Annotated in this window: 19 protein-coding genes; 1 reads left to right on the top strand and 18 read right to left on the bottom strand. The window is 35.3% G+C overall.

Annotated elements, in window-relative coordinates; all coding sequences use genetic code 11:
• Window positions 1-188 precede the first annotated feature (188 nt).
• Entirely contained in the window at window positions 189-1,358 is a 1,170-nt protein-coding gene (locus IGJ11_RS03850; protein ID WP_411860197.1) for a serine hydrolase domain-containing protein, read from the top strand.
• Between the two features lie 219 nt (window positions 1,359-1,577).
• Here IGJ11_RS03850 and IGJ11_RS03845 read toward each other — a convergent pair whose 3' ends face one another.
• From IGJ11_RS03845 to IGJ11_RS03760, 18 genes are all read right to left on the bottom strand, one after another.
• The gene (locus IGJ11_RS03845; protein WP_010719724.1) at window positions 1,578-2,522 is read right to left on the bottom strand and encodes an NAD-dependent epimerase/dehydratase family protein; all 945 of its coding nucleotides are present in this window, start codon (window positions 2,520-2,522) and stop codon (window positions 1,578-1,580) included.
• 323 nt (window positions 2,523-2,845) lie between these two features.
• Complete coding sequence (locus IGJ11_RS03840) at window positions 2,846-4,270, bottom strand: lipopolysaccharide biosynthesis protein (RefSeq protein ID WP_010738167.1); 1,425 nt, start codon at window positions 4,268-4,270, stop codon at window positions 2,846-2,848.
• Between the two features lie 9 nt (window positions 4,271-4,279).
• Window positions 4,280-5,251, bottom strand: a complete 972-nt coding sequence (locus tag IGJ11_RS03835) for a glycosyltransferase (protein ID WP_096709483.1) — start codon at window positions 5,249-5,251, stop codon at window positions 4,280-4,282.
• Window positions 5,252-5,331: 80 nt separating this feature from the next.
• Window positions 5,332-6,156, bottom strand: a complete 825-nt coding sequence (locus IGJ11_RS03830) for a LicD family protein (protein ID WP_034698873.1) — start codon at window positions 6,154-6,156, stop codon at window positions 5,332-5,334.
• A 138-nt stretch (window positions 6,157-6,294) separates the two neighbouring features.
• Window positions 6,295-7,731 carry an O-antigen ligase family protein gene (locus IGJ11_RS03825; protein WP_094940979.1) on the bottom strand — a complete coding sequence of 479 codons (1,437 nt, stop codon included), beginning with the start codon at window positions 7,729-7,731 and terminating at the stop codon, window positions 6,295-6,297.
• A gap of 40 nt (window positions 7,732-7,771) precedes the next feature.
• On the bottom strand, window positions 7,772-8,746 hold the full coding sequence (locus IGJ11_RS03820) for a glycosyltransferase family 2 protein (RefSeq protein ID WP_010719729.1): 975 nt from the start codon (window positions 8,744-8,746) through the stop codon (window positions 7,772-7,774).
• Window positions 8,739-9,800, bottom strand: a complete 1,062-nt coding sequence (locus tag IGJ11_RS03815) for an NAD-dependent epimerase/dehydratase family protein (RefSeq protein ID WP_010719730.1) — start codon at window positions 9,798-9,800, stop codon at window positions 8,739-8,741. Before IGJ11_RS03815 ends, IGJ11_RS03820 begins: the two co-directional genes overlap by 8 nt.
• 9 nt (window positions 9,801-9,809) lie before the next feature.
• A complete protein-coding gene (locus IGJ11_RS03810; RefSeq protein WP_010719731.1) occupies window positions 9,810-10,511 on the bottom strand; it encodes an IspD/TarI family cytidylyltransferase in 702 nt (233 codons plus the stop codon).
• A 234-nt stretch (window positions 10,512-10,745) separates the two neighbouring features.
• Window positions 10,746-13,463: a DUF5776 domain-containing protein gene (locus IGJ11_RS03805; RefSeq protein WP_207433132.1), complete on the bottom strand. Its 2,718-nt coding sequence runs from the start codon at window positions 13,461-13,463 to the stop codon at window positions 10,746-10,748.
• 12 nt (window positions 13,464-13,475) lie between these two features.
• Window positions 13,476-14,321 (bottom strand): LicD family protein, encoded by an 846-nt coding sequence (locus tag IGJ11_RS03800; protein ID WP_207433129.1) that lies wholly within the window; start codon window positions 14,319-14,321, stop codon window positions 13,476-13,478.
• 252 nt (window positions 14,322-14,573) lie between these two features.
• Window positions 14,574-15,614 carry a glycosyltransferase family 2 protein gene (locus IGJ11_RS03795; protein WP_010738173.1) on the bottom strand — a complete coding sequence of 347 codons (1,041 nt, stop codon included), beginning with the start codon at window positions 15,612-15,614 and terminating at the stop codon, window positions 14,574-14,576.
• A 17-nt stretch (window positions 15,615-15,631) separates the two neighbouring features.
• Window positions 15,632-17,023, bottom strand: a complete 1,392-nt coding sequence (locus IGJ11_RS03790; RefSeq protein ID WP_010738174.1) for a sugar transferase — start codon at window positions 17,021-17,023, stop codon at window positions 15,632-15,634.
• Between the two features lie 206 nt (window positions 17,024-17,229).
• Window positions 17,230-19,368, bottom strand: a complete 2,139-nt coding sequence (locus IGJ11_RS03785) for a glycosyltransferase family 2 protein (RefSeq protein WP_063626791.1) — start codon at window positions 19,366-19,368, stop codon at window positions 17,230-17,232.
• Window positions 19,369-19,405: 37 nt separating this feature from the next.
• On the bottom strand, window positions 19,406-20,992 hold the full coding sequence (locus IGJ11_RS03780) for a class I SAM-dependent methyltransferase (protein WP_207433127.1): 1,587 nt from the start codon (window positions 20,990-20,992) through the stop codon (window positions 19,406-19,408).
• Complete coding sequence (locus IGJ11_RS03775; protein ID WP_010719738.1) at window positions 20,982-22,202, bottom strand: ABC transporter ATP-binding protein; 1,221 nt, start codon at window positions 22,200-22,202, stop codon at window positions 20,982-20,984. Before IGJ11_RS03775 ends, IGJ11_RS03780 begins: the two co-directional genes overlap by 11 nt.
• A gap of 11 nt (window positions 22,203-22,213) precedes the next feature.
• Window positions 22,214-23,020 (bottom strand): ABC transporter permease, encoded by an 807-nt coding sequence (locus IGJ11_RS03770; RefSeq protein ID WP_063626787.1) that lies wholly within the window; start codon window positions 23,018-23,020, stop codon window positions 22,214-22,216.
• 213 nt (window positions 23,021-23,233) lie between these two features.
• The gene (locus tag IGJ11_RS03765) at window positions 23,234-24,487 is read right to left on the bottom strand and encodes an EpaQ family protein (protein WP_034698855.1); all 1,254 of its coding nucleotides are present in this window, start codon (window positions 24,485-24,487) and stop codon (window positions 23,234-23,236) included.
• Window positions 24,488-24,709: 222 nt separating this feature from the next.
• Entirely contained in the window at window positions 24,710-26,761 is a 2,052-nt protein-coding gene (locus tag IGJ11_RS03760; RefSeq protein ID WP_207433125.1) for a DUF7657 domain-containing protein, read from the bottom strand.
• Window positions 26,762-26,810: the final 49 nt, after the last annotated feature.

Genomic DNA, 26,810 nt, shown 5'->3' with positions numbered 1-26,810 from the left:
CTCCTTACTATCAACTTCGTAACTTCATCTATTATACATGATATTTTGATTGACGTGAATTAATTTATTTAAATATTCTATCAAAATTGTAAGTAGTAAATCAAATAAAAACAGATTAAAATTAATATCAATAAATACAATAGTTATTTTAACTATTAGCGAAAATGAAAGGACCTTATGACACAATGATAAAAAAAGGCAAACATGCAAAAAAAGGGGCATTTCCTTTTTTCTCTATCATTCTAGTATTGCTCAGTATCAGCGTACTTTCCACCGGTATGATTATAGGATGGAGTATTTATACGAAAGAACAAGCTAGAAATGATTTCGATTCACTAAAACCTAAACAGACATTATCGCTTACACCTGAAGAAAAAAAATTATCAGAAAAAATCAACCACCTGTTAATCAAACATGATTACATTGGCTCAATTTATGTAAAGAAAAATAATCATGTGATTTTTGAGCGTGGCTATGGTTATGCGAACAAAGAAAATGATCAGTTAAACAGCCCTTATCTTTACTATCAAATTGGTTCGATTCAAAAAGCGATGACAGCTCTGTTAATTCTCAAACAAGTAGAATTAGGACACCTTTCTTTGAATACGAAATTGGCTAAGTTTTATCCTCAAATTCCGAATAGTCAAAAGATTTCCATTGAAGATCTACTTTATATGAGATCTGGGTTGAAACCTACAGCTAAACCTACTACCCCATTATCAGATACAGAAGTCGTTCAATTTGCGGTTCAACATCTAAAATTAGTTGACTACCATACTTATCGTTATGAACCATTAAACTTTACAATTTTAGCGGGTATTTTAATCAACTTAACTCACCAACCTTATGAAAAATTAGTAGAGAATGAGATTATCAAACCTTTGGATTTGAAACAGACCGCTTTTTATGATCAAGTCAAAAACTCTCCGCATCATGCCCTTTCCTATCAAATGTCTGCTAGTGATGATTACTGGAAGCCATTAACTGAATCGCAAACAGCGATCCATAATGAATTAGGAACTGGAAATATCAGTATGTCGGTGCTTGATTTAAATACGTTTTTCACTAAAGTTCTATCAGGTAAAATGATCCCACAGAAATTACTTTTTACATTATGGAAACCCAGTCCTACTGGCCACCCATATCGTGGTGGTGTCTATTGTGGTAATGATTATGTTTTGGCACAAGGAAACATCAATCGTTTCCATTCAGTCGCTGTTTTCAAACGTGATTTGAAAGATGCGGTTGTCATGGAAAGCAACGACCAATCAGATAAAAAAATAAAATTAACTGCTCTAGACTTGCGAAATCGAATTTATAATTTAATTGAAGGGTCCAAGATATTAGAAGAAAATTAATCCTGAAAACGAAAAAGATTATCGTCCCAAAAATTAAGTACGTCATAGTTCAAAAATTTTTTTATTAAAAAAATCGCCATGCAAAAGTTAGAATGTTATCTGACTTTTGCATGGCGACTGTATTTAGCCGACTATCATAGTTCTATTTCTCAAAGTTTAAGATTTCGTTCCATCCACTTTTCAAGTGTACGAATAAGAACTGTCGACTCTTATTATTCACTATATTTCAGTTTTTAAATAGCTTTTCATACCACTTAATACATCATATTTTGGTAGATAACCAATAGACTGAATCTTAGAAATATCTGCTAATGAATCGTGAATATCTCCTGAACGTTCTGGCTGATATTCTAAAGCTAATTCCGTCTCTAAAATTTGATCAATCGTCTGGATCAATGTTAATAATGTAGTTGCTTTTCCCGTTCCGACATTAAATTGTTGGCCTAAAGCCGATTCTTTGTTAGCTACCAGAAGTAAAGCTTGGATCACATCATCGATATAGACAAAGTCTCTTGATTGGCTACCGTCTCCATATAAAGTAAATGACGTTTTTTCTCCCGCTAATTGTTTTTTATAACGATCAACTAAGATTGAAATCACACCACTGTAAGGTGAATTTGGGTTTTGGTTTGGTCCGTAAACATTGAAGAAACGAACTGCACTTCCTGGAACATCATATAAATGACAGTAATCCAAAACATATTGTTCAGCTGCAAACTTATCGATTGCATAAGGGGTTAATGGACGAATAATGGATTCCTCTTTTTTTGGTAAAGTTGGTTCATCCCCATAAACTGCTGCTGAAGAACTAAATACGATTCGTTTTAAGTTTGGTTGATATTTCCGGATCAATTCTAACAGCATCAGCACACTTTCAAAATTAACTCGATGTGTTTCTACTGGTCGGGCAACCGAATCTGCCACACTAGCAACTGCCGCTAAATGGAAAATGTAGTCAAATTGATTGGCACGGATGATTTCTTCCATCAATACTGAATCCGCTACATCACCTTCGATGAACGTGATGTTTCTATCCATCTCAAGATTTTCTACTTTTCCCATTGATAAATCATCAACAACAATCACTACATTTTCTTTACCTAAGTGATTGGCTAAGGTAGAACCGATAAAACCAGCCCCACCGGTAATCAATATTTTTTCCACTATTTTCACTCCAATTATTGATTTACATAAAAGATAAGTTTAGTGTAACACGTTTATTCTGAGAATACTATCTTATATATATGCCCTAAATAGAGCGATCATAGACTAATTGTTCCCTTTCCAATAGTTATCTCCTGTCTAACAAGAAAACCATACCATGCATAAAATATTCTAATAGTAGATAATATTTTTCTTATTTAAACGCTGCTTCTTTGTTATTGCCTTGGCAGAAGTTGGTCAAGAATGTATTTCTCTATCACCTTTTGCAAGAATAAGGGACTGTGACAAGTCTTTTGTCACAGTCCCTCACTGTCTTCTTTATATTAATGATCTTTGACTAAGTATCGCAAATCTTTTAAGTCGCTCAAAAAACCACGATGGACAATCACTAAATAAATGATATATATCACAATATAGGCAACCATACTCATATAAGTGCCATCAAACCAAAGATTACTAAAAATGAATAATAAAGTTAGACAGGTTTCTAAAAACATTTTAGCACCAATTTTAATATTCATATCTCTACACAAGAAAAATTCAGCTAAATTACAACGGAATGCTAAACTAGCAAGTATTAATCCGACAGTTAAGTTTAAATTCCCTATGATGAAAATGACGAATAGAGAAAGAAGTAAGGATAAGGTCAACGTCAAGACGTTTACCATTAGAATCGTTTTTTCTTTACGCAATGTCTTCAAATAGGTATTGATTAATAAGGACATTCTTCCTTCATAGATAACGATTGGAAATAAGATCCCCATGAATCTTAAACTAACTTCATATTCAGGTAGCCACATGCCTAAAACGATTTTTGCTGGAATATAAAAAATCAAAATAGCATACGTCAAAGGAACAAATACACCTCTTAGTGTTTGAAACAAAGAAGAGAGACGATCTCGATTTGTTCTTCTTAAAAGCGGGAACATGACGATCCCCACCGCATTGATAAAGGTCAAAAACATATTAGAGATACTTAAAGTAAAAGATAATTTACCAAAAGTCTGGATTGACCATTGTTGTTGAACAAAGAAACGGATCGTACCCATAATTAACATACTAGCAATACTACTCAACATTAATTTGCTACCAATATTAATGTTATCTAAGATTTCAGGTACTAGTTCTTTTAGACCAATCATTTTAACTTGCAGCATATCTTTTATTCGGGTCATTCCCCAAATTGTAATCACTAATTTTGAAATGATATCCATAATGATCAACCAGTAAAATTCCCGCCCACCTGTGGCAAAATATATACCAATTAAGACAACATATAAATAGCGATCATTTCTTGATAACTGTGCATACTCTTTAATCCTATTTGTTGATTGGAAAATATAGAGAATAAATGTTTTAACGATAGTCACTACAGAAACAACAGCTGTCAAAATCAAGATCAGTGCTTGGTATTCTCCAGGCATAAAGAAGTAAGCCCATAAAATAACGAAAATCGAAACAAAAAATTCAAATATCGCTAAATACCAAAACTGTGATCCTAAAGAACGTTTATCAATGTCTTTGTACTCTTCTCCACCGATTTTCAAGTAAATACCATCAATCCAACCAAAATGTAAGAATCCTACATAAGAAGAATAAAAGACATAGAGTTGCCAATAACTATATTCAGTCACTCCTAATAATTTTGGAACAAATAAATTTAAAAGGACAGAAATACCTAATGTAGCAAAGTTAGCTGCTACGGTATAATATAGATTTTTTGCGACAGCTTTTGCTTTATGGTTCATGCTGATACCTCACTTTCCTGACTTATATTTTATAAGATGATAGATATCAGTACCAAAATAAAATTTACGCTTATAGCGGAAGAAAGAAGCAAGAATTGTTGATAACTGTTCCTTTTCTAATATAGCAATACGCATTTCTAGTTCATCAATCATTGACAAGAGCATTTTTTGTTTCTTCTCAAAATCATCTATATCAGTTAAATTAGCTAAATAGTTATTCGCTGCATGTACACGTTGCAATCTTCGTCGTAACGTATTTAGTCTTTTTTGGTAGGCTGTTACTTTGTTTGCTTGGTCAATTTCTTTTTTAAAAGAGCTTTGACCATGTTTACGCCATTCAATCAACGGTTTTCTTAAGAGAAATAACCCATTGCTTAAAACAGCACTTCCCCACATGGACATATCATGGACTGCATTCTCCATTCTTGAAGCATAAAGCATCACATTCGCAATAAAGCTTTGGCGAATAGCATAGACACAGCCTGGACGTCTTAGGAATAAGTTGTTTTCATTAAAAACCACTCGTTCTTCTGATTGTCCATCTATTTTTTCTGTATCAACCCGTTTTAACTCTTCGGCTAAACCACCTGGCTCTACTAATTCATGATAATCTGATACTAAAACTTGAACTTGTTGATTCGCAAAAGTACGACTCATTTCTTCAATCTTTTTTTCATGCCAAATATCATCTTGGTCACAAGTAAACACAACATCTTTACTTGCTAAATCCAGCAGTTTAAAAAAGTTTTTTCGCCATCCAACGTTTTCTTCATTAACAATCAATTGCCAGGTAGCCTGTAACTGATTTTCTTCAATGAATTTTCGTACAATATTGACTGTCTGATCAGTTGAGCAATCATCTTTTATGATAACTTCATCAATTTTTTGAGATTGATTTTTCAAAGAATTGAGCTGTTCTATAATATTTTTTTCGCCATTATATGTAGCCATTACAACAGTTGTTTGCAGTTTTTCACGCATTTACTTCACTCCTTCTAAGATATAGTATTAAAGATGCTACTTTGTTGTTTCGTCTTACTTTTTGTAACCATTTCGAGAGGCTATTTTTCGTAAAAGTTATACGGATGGTGTGTCACGCGTTCATTTTCCGGTGGCATTGTCATGTAATCTCCGTAACGCAATGTAAGAAAATCTCCTCTATTTTTGATAGCCATTACTTTGTGTCCTTCAAATTCGACGTCTTCATATTCAGTAAACCATTGCGTTGGAAAAACACCCCAATCAATATGAATCCATTCTAAATAACCACATGTGTCCGTATCTCCAAATCGGATTTTTTTAGCAGCTTCTTGGTATTTTTTTTGCCAATAGACATTATCGCCGATTTTCAATAATTTTTTATGATGAGGATAACGCACTACTAATTTTACGACTGCTTTCAAAAAATCAAAGCTTCGAGCATAAGCTAATCCCAAAGTGTCCATTAAGTTTAGACGATAATTCTCTGTTGTCTCTCTTAGAGCTTGACGTTCTGTAGCAGAATCTGGAATGCCATCAATAGGAAAAATATCAACAAAAACGCCTAAATCAGGTTCTTCCCCACTAAAAAACTGCTTTGTTTTAGCTACAGTTTTTGGGTCAATCACTTTTGCAAATGGATATCTAAAATTTTCTCTTGTTTCAAAGGACAACAACTTGTAATTTGTATCATTTTTTAAGATCAAAAGCAATTCTTCATAATCTGGTCGGGGCATCACGATATCAATATCATCATCCCAAGGGATAAAACCTTGATGGCGTTCAACACCAATCAGACTTCCATAAAATATGGTATATTTTAGGTTGTTTTCACGACAGATTTTATCAATATAAACTAAAATATCAACTGCTTTTTTTTGTACCTCTGCCATTGTTAATTCTCTCATAAGAAGTCTCCTATATCCAATTAAATTTTTTACTAACGAACGGGAATATTTATTTGCCTTTGATCATCAAATTGACCAATAATAGAAAATATCCTTGCATCCTTTGTTTCTCTGCAAGGATTTTTCCTATTACCTTAATTATTTTTCCAGTCTGTTCAATTGTTTTTGTTGATCGAAATCATATTGCAGTTTTCCTAAATACAACCAGAAAATAAATGTTGCAGAACGTCTAGTTAGTATAATTTCAGTAATCAATAAACTAGAGACTAAGATGATCAACACAATTTGATTATCTATCAGAAATTCTAGATAATTTTTTTGCTTTGTAGCAAATAGAATCCGCAAAGACTGCCACATTTTTGATAGTAAAAACAGGACAAAAACAATTGTTCCAGAGATACCAGTTGCTGCTAATAGATAGAAAAAGGCACTGTGAGGTGTTTGCCCAGTTTTAGCAATATGAGTCTCTGGGATTTTAGCTTTGGCAATTGCCACAAAACCTTTTGGTGTTGTTCCGAAAATGGGTTCAAGTCGCATCAATTCAGTTGCACTTTTCCATAAAGCAAAACGACTGTTAGAAATATCTTTATTTTCAACAACATCCGGTCTTTCGGTAGTGACCAATTTTTCGTCAGGAATTTTTTTCTCTGAATCTTTTTCAAAAAAGTCAACGACCTTAGGACTTGTGATTTCCACACGGTTTGCTACATTGACGTAACCTGTTTTCATCAATGATACGCCACCAAAAACAACGGCTGAACTAATCGCAGCTAGGACTGTTGCTCCTACTACTTTCAATACTAACGATTGATTTTTTTTCGACTGATAAAATAAGTAAAAGAAGAAAACACCAAAAAAGGCCGCAACTACCAATTGGATCATACCAGATCTTGAACCTGAGAGAGAAATATAGCTAAATTGAACAAACATAACAAAAATAGAAAGAACTTTCACCCATAGCTTTTGATTAAAAATAGCTTTTCTAAGGGCAAAAATAATACAAACCAATGAAATAGTTGTCGCATAGTTTGGATCAACAAAAATCCCATAAAGACGATTTTCAAAAAAACCGATTCGCATGCCATAATACAATGATTTAACTGGCGTAGAAAAACTTACACGAGCAAAAAACAAATAAAGAGAAAATAGGACAAGTGCAGACCAAACAACTAAAAGAATCGTTTCAAACACAGTAAATAGTTTTTTATTATTTTCTCTTCCCACTTCAAATACACAAAAGAAAAAGATACATTGCCAAATAATCAGTTTGATGTTTTCCGTGAAAGCATATTCTCGATTCAACAATGTACTGATTGCTAGAATCACTATAAAAACAATTAACCAATATTCAATTTTTATTTTCTTTTTTTCGAGAATCATTGGTAAAAAGTGGCTAAGGAAAATGATTCCTGATAATAACATGATAATCATCGAAAAGATGGAATCGATTTTTGGTGGTAGTGTGGAATAAACACTAACCATCCGACAGATTAAGACAAGCTCAAAAAAAACAATATAGGGCAATGCTATTTTTTGTCCTATACTATGGAATTGCTTTGAAAATTTAGTAAACATTTTATCCTCCATTAGTATAAAAGATCAATCACCGTAACGGTTAATCTTTAGTTTTAGTTATATGTTTCCTTCTAAATTCTACTGGAAACTTATATAAATGTAAGCTAATCATTAAGAGTAATGTAGAAAACTTACGACTCTTGGTAAATATCTCATTCTCCATAATGAATCGAAAGTTATGTCTTAAATAACTTACGATTTCTTTTGTTTCCGGACGATCCGTTACGTTTGCTACTATAATCTTATCGAGAACTAAAAAGTTAGCAAAACAAACACGTTGATGTGCTGCTTTTTTGATTTCTTGACTTCGGTCTTTGAGCTTTATTTCATTGTTTTCCCAAGCTTCAATAAATTCAAATTGTTTTTCTGAAAAACTTTCTGTATTGATACTTCCAAGACGATGATAATAATAGTACTTTTGTTCAGAGTCAATGGCTACTTTGTGGCATTGATTCAATAAATCTACAATAATAAAAGAATCTTCATGATATTTTCCCTCTGGATAGCGGATAGTTGAAAACAGTTCTCGCTTATAGAGTTTGTTCACTGCATGAACAGAGATGATATTTCCTTGTAAAATTAATAATAACGCTTCTTCAGCGGTTACTGTTTTTTTGATTGTGGGTTTGATTATCGGATCTTTTCCCTCGTAGACATCATAAATACCACAGATCGATAAGTCTGCCTCTTCCTTGATGATTGCTTTATATAAAAGTTCATACATATCTTCTGCGATATAGTCGTCACTGTCAACAAAGCCCAAATATTTTCCTTTGGCTACTTCGATTCCCGCGTTTCTTGCGCTACTCAATCCACCATTTTGTTTGTGGACGACCCGTACACGAGCATCCTTCTTTGCATAGTCATCACAAATACGTCCACTATTATCAGGTGAACCGTCATCCACTAAAATCAGTTCAAAATCGGAAAAAGTCTGAGCGAGAATGGAATCTACACATTTTTTTAAATATTTTTCAACTTTATAAACAGGTACGATGATACTAATTTCACACATGTATTTCATCCTTAACTAACTGTACTGTATGCTTCAGTGATTCTTCTAGACTAAAGATCGGGAACCAGCCAGTATCTTTAATTTTTTCATTATTTAAAATAGCCGTATTTGCTTTAGAAAAGCCTTGTTGTTCAATTGCATCAGGTAATTCAAAAATGACTTGCTTCCCACTAATTTCAGCAAGTTTTTGAGCAAGCTCTTTTAGATGCAAATCAAAACTGTCATTAGAGATATTATAAGCTTCTCCAATCTGACCGTGAATAAGGAGATGAAGCATCGCTGAAACAGCATCACCTACATAAATATAGGAAAAATACTGGTTTCCTTCACTCTTTAATACAATATCTTCTTCATGCACTGCATTCAAGATAAATTGAGAAGAAGCCTTAGAGTCAGATAACAACATCGTTGGGCCAAATGTACGGCATAATCTTGGAATCACAATATCTAATTGATGCTTCGCAATATATGCCTGACAAAGGGACTCACTGACTCTCTTACCTTCCGGATAGCCGGCACGTAAAGTATTGCAATCAATATAACCACAATAATCTTCCGAAAACTTTTCAACGTCTCCACGATTTTCGCCATAGATCTCTACAGTTGAAAGGAAAAGCACTCTTTTCGGTTCTGTTGCTACAGCATGTTTCAATACTTGTTCTGTACCAGCAAGATTCGTCATAATCGTGCCAATTGGATCGGTTGCATAAGCTTTTGGATGGGTATTGCTTGCACCGTGGATGATATAGTCAGCCTTAATAGAAAAAGGCAACGGATCTGTCACGTCTCCTTCGATGATCTCAAAATTTTGATCAGAGATATACGGAGAGAATCGTTCTTCCAATCTTTGACGATTTCTTCCCATTGCATATACTTTAATATTAACCCCTAAATACTGGTTTGCTAACATTAACGTATCGACTAAAAAAGAACCAATCATACCTGAGGCACCAATCATGAGTAAAGATTGACCATCCAAACTTTTTAAATCAGGAGTATGTTCGACTACCTTCAGCAAATCATCTTTATATAGTGGATTATTTATTAAAGACATCCTCTTCACCTAATCTTTCATTTTTAAATATGCTTTGAAAAGCTCTAAATCATCGGTTGTGGTCAATTTGATATTTTTATCAGAACCAGCCGCAAAATACAAGGTTTCACCTAAGTCCACCATCATCGTATTGGTATAAGATGAGTCTGTCATTCCAATATTTTCTTTGACCGCCCGATTATAAGCAGAAAGTAATTTACCATATTGGTATGCTTGTGGAGTTGAAACACGTCGTAACGTATTACGATCCACATATTGTTGTGTCGTTTCTTCGGTTTTCTTAATAAAAATCTGTTCATTATACGGTAATGAAGTCACACCATTTCCATATTCCTTACATTTCACAATCACATCTGATAGGACGAGTTCATCCACCAATGGACGGATACCGTCATGAATGATAATTGTGTCATCATCCTCTGAATAATCTTTTAAAAATTGTACACCGTTATTGATTGATTCTTGTCCTTTAGATCCGCCAGTAATCACCCATTGGACTTTACTGATATTGAACTCTTTGATATAAGCCCACATGGTTTCTTCCCAACCTGATTTACATACAACAAGAATTCGATCAATCTGTGGATGGTGTTGGAATGACTCCAATGTATAAATAATGATGGGCTTCCCCTCGATATTAATAAATTGTTTTGGTATATCCTGCCCCATTCGTTTGCCAACGCCACCGGCAATAATTATAGCTGTAATCATATGAGATAAATTCCTTTCTTTTATGTGTATTTATACTAAATAGGTATTGAAAACTTGCCTATTATTTCACTATCCGTTCAATAAAAACCATATTTAACCTTTTACATTTTCTCACAACTGCCAATAACTTTCAATGTTTTCCACTGAGCCTCGGTGAAATATAAGTATTATACAAAAAAACAACACATCAAAAGAATGATAGAACATTCGATTGATGTGTTGATTTATTTATTTTTAGTTTACTTTTTGAACATACTTTTTATTTGCAGTCACATAACCATCAGCTGTTTTTAATCGTGGAAGTCCTGATGGAGTATATTCGATTGATTGGATCTCTACGATCGTTCCTTTGCTAATTGCTGCTCCTTTTTGCGTAAAACTGAGATCTTTATAGTAGTAATCATTCATCAACAGTTGAACTCTTTTAGGATTCGTCACAAAATAATTATCATTTGCATTCGCAGCAGCTGTAACATACCCTTTATTAGCTGTAACATATCCCTTATTGGTTTTTAATCGTGGGATTCCGCCAGCTGTATACTCGATACCTAAGACATCGATCACCGTACCTTTCGCAATTGCGGTACTTGGTTGTTTAAAGTCTATGTCAGAATAATAGCGATCATCCCTCAACATAACAATTTTTCTTGGATTTTCGATAAAGTAATTATCACTGTCACTCACTAATTGTGTTACATAACCTCTATTAGCTGTCAAATAGCCTTTTGCCGTTTTTAACCGTGGGATTCCACCACTTGTAAATACCACATTTTGCACTTCAATCAATTCATTTTTAGAGACTGCATCCCCTTTTTGACTGAAATTGACATCATGATAATACGTATCATTTGTCTTCATGACCACATATCCTGGATTACTATAATAATAGTTTGAGATATTATCTGGCACTTCTTGCACATACTCTTTATTAGCCGTCAAATAGCCATCGGGCGTAAGCAATCGTGGTACTTGACCTTCACGGTATACGACACCTGTAACAGATACAAGCGACCCTTTCGTCACTGCTTTTCCTTTATGGAGAAAGTCTGTGTCTCGATAGTAAGTATCATTGGCTTTCATGACGATTCGAACAGGGTTTTTCGTATAGTAATTATCAATTGATGCTACAGTTGCGATCACGTAGTCTCTATTTGCTGTATAAAAGCCTTTATTTGTTTTTAATCGAGGTATCCCACTCTTTGTTTTTTCAATTCCCGTTACTTTGATGACCGTACCAGCTGAGACTGATTCTCCTGGTTTTGTAAACTCGACATCTTGGTAAAAACGATCATTTGTCTGAGCAATGACTTGTCCTGGATTTGTCATATAGTACATATCAGAGATATCACGATACTGTTCGACCAAATTTTTATTCGCAGTCAAATAGCCATTTTTTGTTTTTAATCGGAAAATACCAGAGTCCGTGTAAGCTAAGCTTTCTACTTCCACCACTGTACCTTTCGTGACTTTATTCAAACGCTGGGTAAAAGCTGTATCTGCATAAAAATAATCATCTGTCTTCAAACGGACTTTTTTAGGATTCGTTGTAAAATAAGAATCAATATTGCTTTGAGCCGCTACAACATATGATTTATTTGCTGTTAAATAACCGTGATCTGTAAATAAGCGTGGAATCCCACTAGCGGTTGTTTGAATACTTTTCACAGTAACTAAAGTATTTTCCTTAACAGTCATTCCAGGACTGGTAAAATTCACATCATTGTAAAAACAATCATCCTTCTTGACGATGACTCTTCCAGGATTTGTCGTATAATATTTATTTAGGTCAGGTCCGGTTCCTGTATTTGGTGTTCCAAAAAAAGAACTGTAAATCATCGACATGTCAAAAGGACGAGATTGATAATTTGCCAAACCTGGGAAAAACATTTGAGACGACCACTGCCAAGCACCATAATCATTGTTCCACTGCATCGATTGTGTTGGTGTATAAGGATATTGTGCGACCCATATACGTTCTTTATTAAAGGGAGCAGGATTGATGTACCCACTATCTAGCCAACCTCTACTAAGATATAGTGCAGCATTAGAATACCCAAGATTTTTTAGTTGTTGATTGAAAGCCAAAGCATTTTTTTGTGTATCACGTCCTTCGGAAATCAAGTGCGGATCTTCTGCATCATCAAACATGATCGTATTTTTGGGCAAACCTAATTTTGACGCTGCTTGTGCAAAATATTTTGCCTCTGCCTGAGCTGTTTGAACAGATGTATACACGCTGTAATGATAAGCAGACACACTGAGCCCCGCAGCTTTAGCATTGTTGATTTGGCTTTGCGCATACGGGTTAGTATATGATGTTCCTTCGGTGAGCTTGACGGTTACTCCCGTAACCCCGTAACTTTTAATTTTTTGATACTCAGCAACAGAGATTGTCCCATTCCAACTAGCGACATCAATGAAGTCTTTTCTTGGTAAATTGGGATTATCTGCATATACATTATCAGGATGCAGCGTTCTCGACATAATCCCATACTGATTTCCAGACGGTTGCATGGCATAAGTACCTTTTTTATGATTTGTCCCTCTTTTCCCGAGTTCAGCATCTTCTCTTGGATCAACTTGATTGGCATCTGTCTGGTCCTGGATAGAATCACTCGTAGAATTGGTGGTCTCGGAACCCGAAGTGCTGGTACTTTCTTGAGTGGGGATTGTCGAGCTGCTGGTCATACTGGATTCTGTCGAAGAAGTCTCAGCCGTAGATGTTTCCGTAGTTGTCGAACTATCCGATTGTTTTGTATCGTTAGTTGTGGTAAGTGTTGCTGAATCAGACGAGTCGTTCATTTGCTTTTCTTCAGTTCCCACTTCATTCATAGCCTTCTGTTCTTGACTAGATTGAGAAGTTTTAGCTATATTTTCAATTGCATAAGTATTGGAAATAGAACTATTTAATAATAATGTACATAAAAGTACACCAGAAAAAATCCGTTTCATCTCTTTTCTCCTTCATACTGTATCGTTTACTTTGTAAGCTTTTTTAGTATCAACAATAACAGCTTCATGATGAGGCTGTTGTTCTTCTTCAGGGGGCAATTGCATGTAGTCACCAAAGACCTGTTTCAAATAGCGGTCATACCCAACAGGAATTGGCATTTTTGTCTCTTCAAAGGGAACAACAATCGCTGATTTAAAATCTTCCAAATGGTAAATATTTCCCATATATTTAGGTCCGACACATAATTCTGTGACATAAGGTGTCGATCCGAATGAGTACTTACTCATTTGTTTTTCTGCAAAACGCCAAATCTTATAGCGGATTTTGGGCGAAGAGAACGTACTTAAAAGCACCTTGCTACCTGTTGCCATCATTCCCCCATGTTTTTCGGGTACAACCTGAGAACAAAACAATGCATAAACGAGCGCCCACATTTTTTGGATTTTCCGTTGCGCACTTTTTTCAGGCGCACCGTCCAAAGGAAAAATATCAATCGGTATACCATGAGGAATAGCCATTCCTTCTTGATACGTTTTGACAAATGTGGTATTTGCATCTCGGATGGTCATAAATGAATTATGATCATTGTAATTCTCAGAAGCAACCAATAGCGGATAACGTTCAACATCAGCATATTTTGGCCATAGTTCTTTTATTTTTTCATAATCTTGTCTAGGCATAAAAAAATCCAAGTCATCATCCCAAGGAATAAAACCTTGATGACGGATAGAGCCAATACAGCCACCGCCACAAAAATAACAAAGTAGGTCGTGTTTATTACAAAAATCGACAAAATATTGAGCGATCTCTAACACTACCTGCTGGACATTTCTTAATTCAGGATCATTACTATACATACTTACAGCTCCCTCTATTTTTATTTTATCATAACTATTTTTTTATCCGAAATAGAATCTGTCTAAATTTGCAAAAAAAGAGTGTGGGTCAAAAGGAAAACCTAAAGACCCAAACTCGAATAAATAGTGTGTTAGAAGAAACTTTTATCCTAACACTTTTATAAATGTGAGAATAAAGCCATGACAGCTGTCACTGCTTTTTTATTTCGATTGAAAAGCAAATGATATCACCCTGCTATTCCGGTCGCTTATTTAATACACTCGTTTTAGTGTTGCCATCAATCCTGGCATCTTTATTTCAACAAAACTTCCGATGCGTACAGCAGTTAAAAAGAATGAACAAGGCAGGTTATACAATTGCTTCGTTACTTTTTTTACTGTAGAGTCGGTGCAAGCAATTTTTTTCGCCTCAACAATAGTTGGATCCGTTAATATTTGCTTTGCTTCAGCTTTTTTTTCTTTTGCTGTCCGTGTCGAAGTGCCATAGATAGAAAAGATGACCGACGTCGTTCCTTTTAAATGGAGAGCTGCCATTCCTGGCTTATCGACTTCATTCGTCACTTCATTTGCTAATTGGTAGAACTCTTTGAAGGTACTAAATTTATTGGGACGGTACTGATTCGTGATTCCTTTGCCACCTTCAAATTCATAGATATAAGAAATTTTCGGGTTCATCAGGACATTTTGACAATATTTATAATAATGCAAATTAAAAATACGGTCTTCACAGCTATTGTATCCTTTAAAAAGAAGCTGATTCTGTTTTAAAATATCCCTTCGATAACATTTATTCCAAACTACATACATCAACTGATCGTTCATTAATCGATACATGTCTTTTATAAAACTATCATGACTTTGATAATGATGCTCCGTCACTAAATTTTCTTTTTCTGAAATAATCTGTTCTCCGTCCATCGTTCGAAAGATAAACGAACTAACGATCAAATCGGTGTCTGGATGTTTAGCTAAAAGCTTGTCATAATCAGATAAAACTTCTTTTTTCGGCGTATCATCCGCATCAAAAAATAAGATGTAAGTTCCTTGGGCTTGCATAATCCCTTCATTTCTTGCTAAACCAGGCCCTTGATTAGCCGTTGTGATCAGTCGAAATTTAGGGTCGTTCTCAATAAGTCTCGTAATGATTGCTTCCGTTTGATCTGTCGAACCATCATTGATTAACAAAACTTCATAATCAGTAAAATCAAATTCTTTTAAAGATGCGATCGTACGAGCAATCGTGCTTTCAGCATTATAAATGGGTATGACGATACTAAATTTTGGGTTACTCATTTTTCACTACCTCTCAACTAGCGAAAGATTTTCTCTTTTGGAAAAGCAATCTCTGCCAATGAATGAACATTCTCATCTTCTTCCAAGCCTTGAGAAGACATCTTATCAAAAAGAATTTTAATGGTTTGTAATAATATTTTTAAATCGAGCAATAAAGAATATTTCTTGATGTAAAGTAAATCAAACCGTAATTTACTGTTGTAATCTGATACGTATTTCCCATAAACTTGCGCATAACCCGTTATCCCAGCACGTACATTGTGTCTCAAATAGTAATAAGGATTTTCCGCATTAAATTGATCAACAAAGAAAGGACGTTCTGGTCGAGGACCAACGATCGACATGTCTCCCTTTAATACATTAAAGATTTGTGGTAATTCATCAAAACGAACTGCTCGGATAAATTTACCCACTGGAGTGACACGAGCATCGTTGCTCTTAGCCAAAACAGGTCCTGATTTGGCTTCTGCAGTCGCAGTCATCGAGCGAAATTTATAGATTGAAAATTCTTTTTGATTTTTAGTGATCCGAATTTGTTTATAAATAACCGGACCCGGTGAAGTAACTTTTACTAAAATAGCAGTTAATAACATGAAAGGTGAGGCTATGATCAGTAAAATCAACGAAACGATAATATCAAACAACCGCTTGAATAATTCATATTCTGGTGGAATCCTGAATCCTGAAGCTTCAATAATACTTTCATCTTCAAAGTTCATGATGTTTGGATTGATCATCGTTAAGTTTTCAAATGTCGTATTGAGAAATAATTTCTTCTCATTTTTTGTCACTAGTTGATAGATTTTTACTTTTTCTGCTTCTTCAATATGTGAAGCCAGATAGACGATATCCATTTGATCAATCATTTTTTTCACATTTTCATAGTAGTGATCGATGACAACCGCTTCTACTTTATGCTTATTATTTTTTTTAGAACTGAAATTTTGTATGGCCGGTGCCACATCTTTTTCTGATCCAACGATCACGACTTTCTTATCACGACTGACTTTCAAGTACAACTTATAAATTAATATTCTGTAAAGACTCAATAAAATGGTCGCTAGCACAAATGACAATAAAATTACGCCTCGTGGGAAAGCAAACCAGCGTCCAGCAAAGGTGACGACCATGATCCCCAATGTCATTAAGACTTGACCAATAACCGTGACAAACACGATATCGCTGACCGTTCGATTATAAAAAACATATACGCCCAATAAGATATTCAAGGCAATAAATATAACAGAAATAAAGATTGCTGAATGTTGAAAAGTTTCAAAATTCCGCATGGGTATTTCCCCATGAAATTTCAGTAAGAAACTGCTATATATGGCTACATTGTACATCAAAACATCCATTAAAATAATGAATATTCGTCTTGCAGCACTCCATTCCCCATTTTTATTCATATATACACTCCTAATCACAAAATAATGCACCTATTATCTTACCATAGCAGGGTTTAAAAGCCTAGTGAATAAACAAATTGTAACAGAATTACAAAAAACTACTGCTCTACAATTATAACGCTTGCTTTTAATATCTCATTTTACGAAAAAAAAACTACCATGCTTTCTTAACTGATTGCATGATAGTTTCTATTTTCATTTCTTAATTAATCTGGTCTTAATGAAAAATCTCCAATTCCTTCTTTTGTCAGATTATCGTTATAAAAAGGATCATGGTTGATATATCCTGGCCATTTCACTTGCATTTTCTTTATCTCACCTGCAAAACGTTTTTGCTTCTCAGGCGTATCTTCATAGCCTCTTGATTTTGATTCAAAATGATAAAGTTCAACTTGATGGGCATAAACGTTATATCGACCTAGCTCATAAATTTTCAGGCATAAATCCACATCATTGAAAGCGACTGCTAATGTTTCATCAAAGCCATGGACCGCATGAAAATCACTGGCTTTGACCATCATACAGGCAGCTGTTACCGCTAAGTAATTGACATCGATGACTAACCGACCAAAGTAACCACAGTGTGTTTGGTCATAGTTGTTCAACGCATGACCAGCAACGCCACCAATACCAACTAACACACCAGCATGTTGTGTCGTATCATCTGGGTAGTAAAGTTTGGCACCGACACAGCCAATTCGATCAAATTGCGCATAGGCAACCATATTGGTCATCCACTCAGGCTCAATAACTTCCGTATCATTGTTTAAGAACAATAAATATTTGCCACTTGCTTTTTCTGCCGCTAGATTGTTGATCCTAGAATAATTGAAAGGTATATCGATCAATTCCACTATAAAACGTTCATTTAGTCGTTGCTGGTATTCCTTAAATAGTTCCTGCATCTTAGGATCGGTACTACCGTTATCAGCAACAATGATCTCATAGTTGGAATAGGTTGTTTTGTCAATAATTGAGTCGATACATAATTTTAAGTCATCATATCCGTTTTTAGTGGGAATAATGACACTAACTAAGTCTTCTTGCAGCACTTCATAATTGACCTCGTAGAAACCAGAGATTCGTCCAGGACGAACTTTTCCTTTAATTCCTCTACGATCGAGTGCATCAGTCAATGCCTTGACTCCAGAATCATAAATATAGCTCTTCGCTTCACCATTGCTGGCAGTAGATCCCGGAATCGTGCGCCAGTGATACAGTACTTTATCAATGTGATAAATGTGATCAGCTGGGATCTGCTCAGTGATTCGTAGTACCAAGTCATAATCTTGAGAACCTTCATATCCTTTTCTAAATCCACCGATTTCTTTAACTAAGCTGGTACGATAAACCCCTAAATGTGAAATATAATTATTGCCCATTAAAGTATCTGGTGACCAATCCGCTTTAAAATGAGGATCAAAACGCTGACCTTCTGCATCGATCTTATCTTCATCGCTATAAATGACATCAAGTTCAGGACGCTGATTCAAGACGCTTGCGACTTCAAACAACGCATAAGGCGGTAGTTCATCATCATTATCTAACAACGCCATGAACTCCCCTGTTGCCATTTCCAAAGCAGAATTGGTCGCTAGACTGATATGCCCATTTTTTTCTCTAAAAACGACTTTGATTCGTTGATCTTTAGCTTGATACTTTTCTAAACATTTTCTGATTTTAGGATCAGTTGATGCATCATCACTGATACATAGTTCCCAGTGATCATACGTTTGTTTTAAAACAGAATCAATACATTTTTCCAGCCATTTGATTTCGACATTGTAGACTGGCATAAGTACTGAGATTAAGGGACGATATTCAAATCCTTTAGCATCTTGACGTTGCTTTTGGAGATCAAACTGTTCATGACGTTTGATCCATTCGGTATAATCCACAGAAGCTGGTTTCATTTCAAACTTGACACGTCGGATCGCTTTTTTCACTCCGTGTGTCCGTGCATAATTGAATCCTTTTTGAAGCAATCTTTTTTTCTTTTCCCAGTTTGTTTCAAGGCCATCGTCATACGGATAACGACCATTCAATTTCACCGCGATCCCATTTTGATGGGATTTTGTTTGGAAATCTAAAATCGCTTTACCTTTCATTCTTCCAGATAATCGGATGTTGAAACCACTTGGTGTTTTCACATCCAGATTGTATAAATGATTGATATCCAAACGAACAACATTGGTGACTTCGGCAGATACTTTGTCCTTATCGACTTTGATGATCGGAATTTCTTTCGTCACCTCATCGACCGCCCAGCCAACAATCAATAAATCCCCAGTTGCTCTTTCACGAGTAATTCGGTCTATAAATACAGCAATCTCTTTTTTTTGCACGAGCTTTTGTTCTCCTTTATTAAAAATAAGTTCGTTCTTATATCTCGATAAACCAGGATTCGCCATTTTCAGCAACAGCTTCAATTAAAAAAGATTTTTCTCGTTCACATCTTATTTGCAATTCAAAACCAGCTTTTGTTCCCGCTGGCAATTGTTCCGCCTCATTTACTTCTGGTCGTTCAAACTGCAAGGCTTGAAAAAATGGTGCTTGGTTCACAGATAACTTATAGGATAACGGCTGACGTTGTGCGTTAGAAATTCCCCAACCATTGATTGTCAAAATTTTCGTTTCTGGATCCCAATGCTTGCTATCCACGCATAGAGAAATCGCCTTTGCTTGAATTTTCTTTGCTGTTTCTTTCGATCGAAGCTTGCGGTTTCTTGGTTTAATTGCGAATTCTTCCTCAGTTATCAGTTTACAATAACGGTCAGTCGTCATCTGTAATTCGTTATCTAATTTTTCATTTGTCAATCGCACTTGTTCATTTTCTTTTTTCAGCGAAGTGATTTGTGCCATTAGACGTTGCTCGATCTGCGCTAAAGGTTTGACTGCCTCAAGTAGTTCTTTCATGGTTTGTGTCAATTCCCCGATAAACCGATAATGACAATGGATCGTCAATTCTTGACCTGCGACATCAAATAGAGTAAATTGTGGCGTTACTTCACCATCAAATAAATAGCAATCATTTTGTGTTTTGATTACTGCATTAGATTGGATGAAATCAATTTTGTTCCCCGCCAACTCCCCGCTAAATTCGATAAAACTTGGTTGATCAGCAAATTTAAAAATGACCGATTCGACATCCCCGGCAATTGGAAAAGTCAATGTTTGGTTTTCTCCCGTATAATTGTTGAAAGGATATTTTTGGGAGACTTCTTTGTTTGCAGTCTTTTGAATCACTTCCACCATTCGAACAAAATTCGAATTTTGTGGTTGTGAGATGTGACTATTCTCAGTGTGTTTTTTCAAAGAAAAGAAGTATTGATAAACTTCTCCGAAAGGTCGCATTTTGAACTCATAGCGAACTGCTTCGGGTAATTCTTCATAAGTTGAATTTAATTCTGTGTCTCCGACAGCTAAGTAAAGGTAATCCTCAATATTAATAGATAAACCAGCTTTTTCAAACACTTTTTTAAAACCTTCGTGTGTGTAAAAAGAATTATGTGTTTCATCTAATAAGCCATAAGAAGCCCATGGCAACTCATTGTTGAATAAATGGATCAGCACAGAATTATGGACTAAATTCGGAAATGTGATTAAAATTTCTCCGTCTTCATTGAGAAATTCTCTCACTTTTTTTAATGTTTCAGCTGGGTTCACTAAATGTTCTAAAACATCGGCAAAAAGGATATAATCAAAGGTTTGCCCTGCATAATAGTTTGCCCACTCAAAACTTTCAATATCTCCATAAAAACCATCTTGTGAAAATTCACTGACAAAATCGAATAATTCTTTATCTAATTCGACGATACTTACTTGACAATTTTTGGCTCCGATTAAATGTTTGGTCAATCGGCCGTTTCCCGGTCCAAATTCCAAGACTTTGCTGCCTGGTTTAATTTGGGCAGCAATTTTCCCTACACTACTTTGTTCATCTAAGTCCATTTCAAAATCATACTTCATCGGCTAGATAACCTTCTTCCCATTTATGGTCTAAGACCACGATTCCTTCCCCAATATATGAGCCATTAACAAATAAATTCATATATTTTGTTTTGTAAACTAAAGGTACGGTGGCATTTTCTTCAAAAATTGCCACATCAAAATAATATTCACCAGCTAGCAGGCCTAGTTTTTCATATTCTAAATAGAAAACATTTTTGCCTTTTTTCCAAGGGATTTTGATGCCGTCCAACAGTGTATTTAAACCACAAACGTAAAAATTATCGACGGTCCGTAAGGCAATCCCTAAAACAGGATTCTTGATCGAATCATCTTTTACTTCATAGGTTACTTTGACATACAGTGTTTCGCCTTGATCAAGCACGTCAACAGGATTTTTTTCTTTATCCAATAATTCCGCACTCAGTACATCAACGATGTCAGGCGCTGCAAAACGTTCCATTTGATTTTTATTTCGATCAACTGTTTTGACTGATTTTTTCTTTAAAAAGTTTTCATAGTTTGTTGTGACATCCATGGTATCCCCATATTCAACTACTTCACCATTTTTTAGCCAATAGGATCGATCACAAAAACGGCGGATCGAACTGATGTCATGGGAAACGAATAAGATCGTTTTACCTGAGTTCTTGATTTCAGTAAATTTCTCCATACATTTCAACTGGAACTCAAGGTCCCCTACAGCTAGAGCCTCATCGACAATCAAGATATCTGGATTGACATTAATAGCTACCGCAAAGGCTAAACGAACAAACATCCCACTGGAATATGTTTTTACTGGTTGGTAAATATGTTCGCCGATATCAGCAAATTCAATGATGTCTCCGACCATTCCATCGATTTCTTCACGAGAAAAACCTAACACCATGCCATTCAAATAAATATTGTCATAGCCAGAATATTCGGGGTTGAACCCAGAACCTAGTTCTAATAGTGCAGATATTTTCCCTTCAATCTCCATTGTTCCAGATGTGGGCGTCAAAACGCCAGTAATGATTTTGAGCATGGTGGATTTTCCTGAACCATTTTCTCCGACAAAGCCGATCATTTCCCCTTTTTTAATTTCCACATTGATATTTTTCAACGCATAAAAAACGTCATGGTAAGATTTTTTGAAGGGATTCAAAGCTTCACGAAAACGGTCAGATGGTTTTGCGTACATATTATAAGATTTTGTAATGTTTTTTAATTTAATCGCATATTCAGTCATATTCATACTCCTTACAGCACATCTGAAAAATGTGGTTTCAATCTACGGAACACAGCAGATCCAATAACGAAGATAGCTAGCGTAAATACCCAGAAATAGAGAGTATACATTCCGTGTTCCCAGAACCAAGCTTGTCCTAAGAAAGACTCACGATATCCTTGCACGACATAATAAAGTGGGTTTAGTTTTAAGATTTGAACGATCACTGGATTGAACTGACTCGGACTCCAAAGGATCGGCAATGTCCACATAATCAATTGTAGAGAAATCGTAATCAATTGCACGATATCTGGTAGAAATGGTTGAATCGATGCTGTCAACCATGTCAAGCCGGTTAAAAAAGCACACATACAGAATAAATAATAAATCAGTTGGAGCGTCATCCAGGTTGGATAGATTCCATGTCCAATAACCACCACTAAACCAACGAAAATAAAGAAAAGATGTGCATATAGATTCGATAAAATTTTTGTAGTTGGTAAAATGCGGATATTAAATACAACTTTTTTTACTAAATAAGTGTATTCTCTGAAAACTAACGTCGTTGATGTAAACGCGTCAGAAAAAAAGAACCATGGGATCATTCCCGTAATCAAATAAACAATAAAAGGATATTTTCCATCTGTCATCGCTGCCTTTAATCCAAAACCAAAGACCAGCCAATAAATCAATACGGTAAAGACAGGATTAATGAATGCCCATAAAATTCCCAAAAAAGAGCCCGCATAGCGAGACTTAAAGTCATTCACTGAAAACTGAAGCAAGAGCTTTCTATTCTGGTAGATATCCTTCATAAATAAAAACAGATCTTTAAACATTTGTGTTCCTCCAAGCAAATTCTGTTAATTACAGTCATGTGCCATTTTACCACACTTTTACTCACGGACTGTGATATTCTTAGTTTCTTAATTTTCTATTAAGCAACTTTACGCTAACATTTTTATTTTACATAAGAAATAATTTAATTGCAATGAAGCAAAAAGCTAGCTGACCCAAGAATAACTTGTTTCAACTAGCTCTTATCTAAATATTTAATGTCGGCGTGCCACTCTTGATAGAGAGCCGTCTGTCGTTTCCCTCGTTTGTTGATTCGCTATTTTCCGCTTGTTTGCAACGTTTTTTAAATCATCATACCGGTGACTTGCCATTCCCAATAACAGATAGATGATAGGTACCCACGGAAAAGAAGTTAAAGTATCTTCCATAAAGGATTGGATCATCACTGCAAAGAATGCCCATAAAAAGGTTACTTGTCCATTCGATAAATCTGCTTTTAAGGTCAATCGACCTACATAGATTAATACTAGTACCCCTGCGATGATGACACCCAGCAATCCATATAGATTTAAAAATGAATTATAACTATTGTGATTTCCTAAAAATTGATTTCCACGTTGAAAAATGAACGGTTTCATTCCAACCCAGACTTGTTCACTTTTTTCTGAAATAGTCTCATAGAATTTCAACCAAATTTCTTCACGACCAGTAAAGAGATTTAGATGCTCGGAATGAGCTGCTAAGTAAGAAACTGGCAACGCAAAAATCGTGACAATCATGTAGGCTAAAAATGGCGCTCGTATTACTTTGTACAATTGCTTTGGCCAAATATCCAGTAAAACAAATACGATCATCGCAACTAAAGCACCTTTTGATTGACAGACCCAGATACCAATAATCCCAGCAATCACACTCGGAAATCCAACGAATACCCGAACATACCAGCGCTCAAATGAACTGGCAAACCCACTGATCAGTAAGGAGAGGGTCATTAAAGTACTACCAATCGTATTCGTGTTGATCCAAATATCGGAAACTTTATTATCAGGCAACCAAATACTTTCACCATCAGGAATTTTTATTTCAGTAAAAATGCGGTATAACGTAATGCCAAGAAAGACATAACATACTAAAATAAAAATCGAACGATCTAACTTATCAAACTGAATCCATTTAACCGTCAAACAAAAGACTATGATTAGCGGGATCAAAAGATCTACATTCATAGAACTTGCTCTTACTTCACGGAAATGATCAAACAGAAAATAAATAAGCATTGCCGCTGCTAAAAAAATAAAGTCAGCTCTTCGTCCTTTATATACGTTTAAAATAAATAAAATGACAATGCCAAACGTAACAAATTGCGCACTGTTGTCATATAAAAAAAGCGCTTGAGCATTGCCTAGGCCTGCTGTCCATACAAAATAAATAGCAGAAAGAAATAGAATCAGTAATCCAACACTCATTTTATTTATTAATTTTCCAATAACCGTCTGAATAATCTCCATCCTCCTTTCATACTGTTTTATTATACTGTTTTTTAAAAACAAACGGCAATGCTATTTTTAGATTAATTGATAAAAAACTCACTTTTAGTGCTTCATCCATTCTTTTTAAAAGAAAAAACATGGAACCTAAAAATAGGTACTGAGCAATTTCAGAAGAAGCAGTAAAGAAATTTACTTCCTTACACTCCCATATCAATTACTCAATACCTAATAATTACTTTCTCAACCGCCTGTATACGACCATTCATCTACTTGGTTATCCGTATTATTCACAGCATTATTGGCTGTAGATGGATCGTTTTCAGGATAGGTTACTTCAAAAATCATATAACCATCTTTATCAGGACCGTATAGTTGAGTGAATTGTGCTTGGTACAATTGATTATAATCAGTTAACGGGCGTTTGCTGACCACGTATTTGATTCCAAGCTTTTCAGCATCTTTAAAGTTGAGGGTCACAGAAAACATATCTGGACGATCTAAAACAAATGAAGTTTTTTCCTTAGCAATAAAGGCACGTGTGTGGGCATATCGATTATAATATTTTTCATATTTTTTATCTGGATCAATTTTAGCCCATGCCTTCATGTCTGGATAAAAGCGTACCGAATTAAAAGCTTTTACGCCTAATGTTGGTGTAAAGTTATACAGCTCATCTTCTGTTAACCATACTTGTTGTGGATCTGCCTGATCAATTGCTTTTATCTCTTTTGCCAGAGTCTTTTCAAAGATCGCACCAGTTCCTTCTACAACTGGGTTCACAAAGAAACCTGAAGCTACAATCAAAGCGATAAACGAAAGATAGAACAATCGACAACGTCGGAACAGAATAAATGCTAGGATTAACGTACCAACAATCACAATCATGGTGATCTCTAATTCGGTAAAGTATTTTGTCATTTTGGAATTGACCAAAGCATACGCAAAGATTCCCGCGTTCGCCAACAATAGGAAAAATTTATACCATGTTGGGATCACATCTTCTTGCCAAATATAGGCAATAAACCATATGGTTAAGAGGCAAGCTGCAAAACTAAAGGTTAAGATTGCTCTAAAAGGTGGCACGTAAGATAATAAAGTGAGTTCAGCGAGCCATTTTGGTAATCCTAAAGTAATCCAATAAATTGAAAACAGACAAAAGAGCATTAAAATCCGTCCAAACAGTTTTTGTTCACTATTTTTTTTACCAAATAAAACAAATGGGCTTGCTAAAAAGACGGTCGGGAAGAAATGATAAAACAGAGCAACTTCAGAATTATTAGAAAAATTGATATCTTTAAACGAAATTTTCCAGTTTGTCAGAAAATAAAAGAACTCTCCTAAATGCCATTTTCCTCCTGTACTTACTCGTTTTCCTGGATATAAGGTATTTAAAGAAGCCAGTAACGCATCTTTAGAGGTTAACCAAAAGTGGATCAGTACGCCACCTATAAATAATATTGCCCCAATGATCAGTACTGCATCAAACCAATCCCAAGTGATTCGCTTCCCATAATAGAGCAATAACCCAACAAAATAAAAGACAAGAAAATAAGCAAGCATAACTTGATGGGCTGGATAAATCACCAGGATAAAACCTAGACCAAATATGACGATCAAACTCATCATCATTGCTCGTACCCATTTTTTTTGATGTTGGTAAAAATAATGATAAAAAGCAACCATTAGTCCTAATGTGAAGAAAATCAGATCTCCCACGTGTTGCATGAACCACCACTGGACTGCTGGTGAGAAAGTTAAGGCAAAGGCGCCTATGAGTGATAAAGCTTTTTTTCTTTTTGTCAAAATCATTAAAACTTCATATCCCAATAAAACCATGACCACTAATTTCATTGCCCAATAAAACGAAAGCCCACGATCTCTTCCCAAGAAAAAGAATCCCCAATTGAATGGTTTACCAATAACTGTGATATCTTTAACAGGAGAATTATAAGCAATGATCATATTTTGTCCATTTAAGGAATAATCGGGATTTACTAAAGGATAGTCATTTTCAGCTTGTGAAAGATAAAAAGGTGTTTGCACGAGCCATTCATCTGAACGAACTTCCCTATTTTGCCCGAAGATGACATCAGTTTTCTTTCCGTCATCTCGTTGCGATACATATTTATCCCATACACCCAATGAACTACCATTCAAATTAAACGTTACAATAACTACAATGACTAGCAATCCGATGAGGTAACGAAGTTTTAGAAAGACATCAAGAACAGAATGATCTGTGCGCTCAGGCTTCGCGGCTGTTCGTTGCGCGCGTCTTGTTTGTTTTTCCATGCGATTCTCCAATTTCTAGTTTGTTCTTTTTTTTACGGAAAAACAAGTT

The organism is Enterococcus sp. DIV0691, assembly GCF_051711145.1.
Taxonomy (GTDB): Bacteria; Bacillota; Bacilli; order Lactobacillales; family Enterococcaceae; genus Enterococcus_B; species Enterococcus_B hirae.
The sequence above is the reverse complement of the archived record's forward strand: the minus strand, read 5'-3'. Positions and strand labels throughout refer to the sequence as shown.

Coding starts and splice junctions, on each gene's coding strand:
- IGJ11_RS03840 (WP_010738167.1), bottom strand. CDS start 4,270: ATGAACCATAAAGCAAAAGCTGTCGCAAAAAATCTATATTATACCGTA.
- IGJ11_RS03835 (WP_096709483.1), bottom strand. CDS start 5,251: ATGCGTGAAAAACTGCAAACAACTGTTGTAATGGCTACATATAATGGC.
- IGJ11_RS03830 (WP_034698873.1), bottom strand. CDS start 6,156: ATGAGAGAATTAACAATGGCAGAGGTACAAAAAAAAGCAGTTGATATT.
- IGJ11_RS03825 (WP_094940979.1), bottom strand. CDS start 7,731: ATGTTTACTAAATTTTCAAAGCAATTCCATAGTATAGGACAAAAAATA.
- IGJ11_RS03820 (WP_010719729.1), bottom strand. CDS start 8,746: ATGTGTGAAATTAGTATCATCGTACCTGTTTATAAAGTTGAAAAATAT.
- IGJ11_RS03815 (WP_010719730.1), bottom strand. CDS start 9,800: ATGTCTTTAATAAATAATCCACTATATAAAGATGATTTGCTGAAGGTA.
- IGJ11_RS03810 (WP_010719731.1), bottom strand. CDS start 10,511: ATGATTACAGCTATAATTATTGCCGGTGGCGTTGGCAAACGAATGGGG.
- IGJ11_RS03805 (WP_207433132.1), bottom strand. CDS start 13,463: ATGAAACGGATTTTTTCTGGTGTACTTTTATGTACATTATTATTAAAT.
- IGJ11_RS03800 (WP_207433129.1), bottom strand. CDS start 14,321: ATGTATAGTAATGATCCTGAATTAAGAAATGTCCAGCAGGTAGTGTTA.
- IGJ11_RS03795 (WP_010738173.1), bottom strand. CDS start 15,614: ATGAGTAACCCAAAATTTAGTATCGTCATACCCATTTATAATGCTGAA.
- IGJ11_RS03790 (WP_010738174.1), bottom strand. CDS start 17,023: ATGAATAAAAATGGGGAATGGAGTGCTGCAAGACGAATATTCATTATT.
- IGJ11_RS03780 (WP_207433127.1), bottom strand. CDS start 20,992: ATGAAGTATGATTTTGAAATGGACTTAGATGAACAAAGTAGTGTAGGG.
- IGJ11_RS03775 (WP_010719738.1), bottom strand. CDS start 22,202: ATGACTGAATATGCGATTAAATTAAAAAACATTACAAAATCTTATAAT.
- IGJ11_RS03770 (WP_063626787.1), bottom strand. CDS start 23,020: ATGTTTAAAGATCTGTTTTTATTTATGAAGGATATCTACCAGAATAGA.
- IGJ11_RS03765 (WP_034698855.1), bottom strand. CDS start 24,487: ATGGAGATTATTCAGACGGTTATTGGAAAATTAATAAATAAAATGAGT.
- IGJ11_RS03760 (WP_207433125.1), bottom strand. CDS start 26,761: ATGGAAAAACAAACAAGACGCGCGCAACGAACAGCCGCGAAGCCTGAG.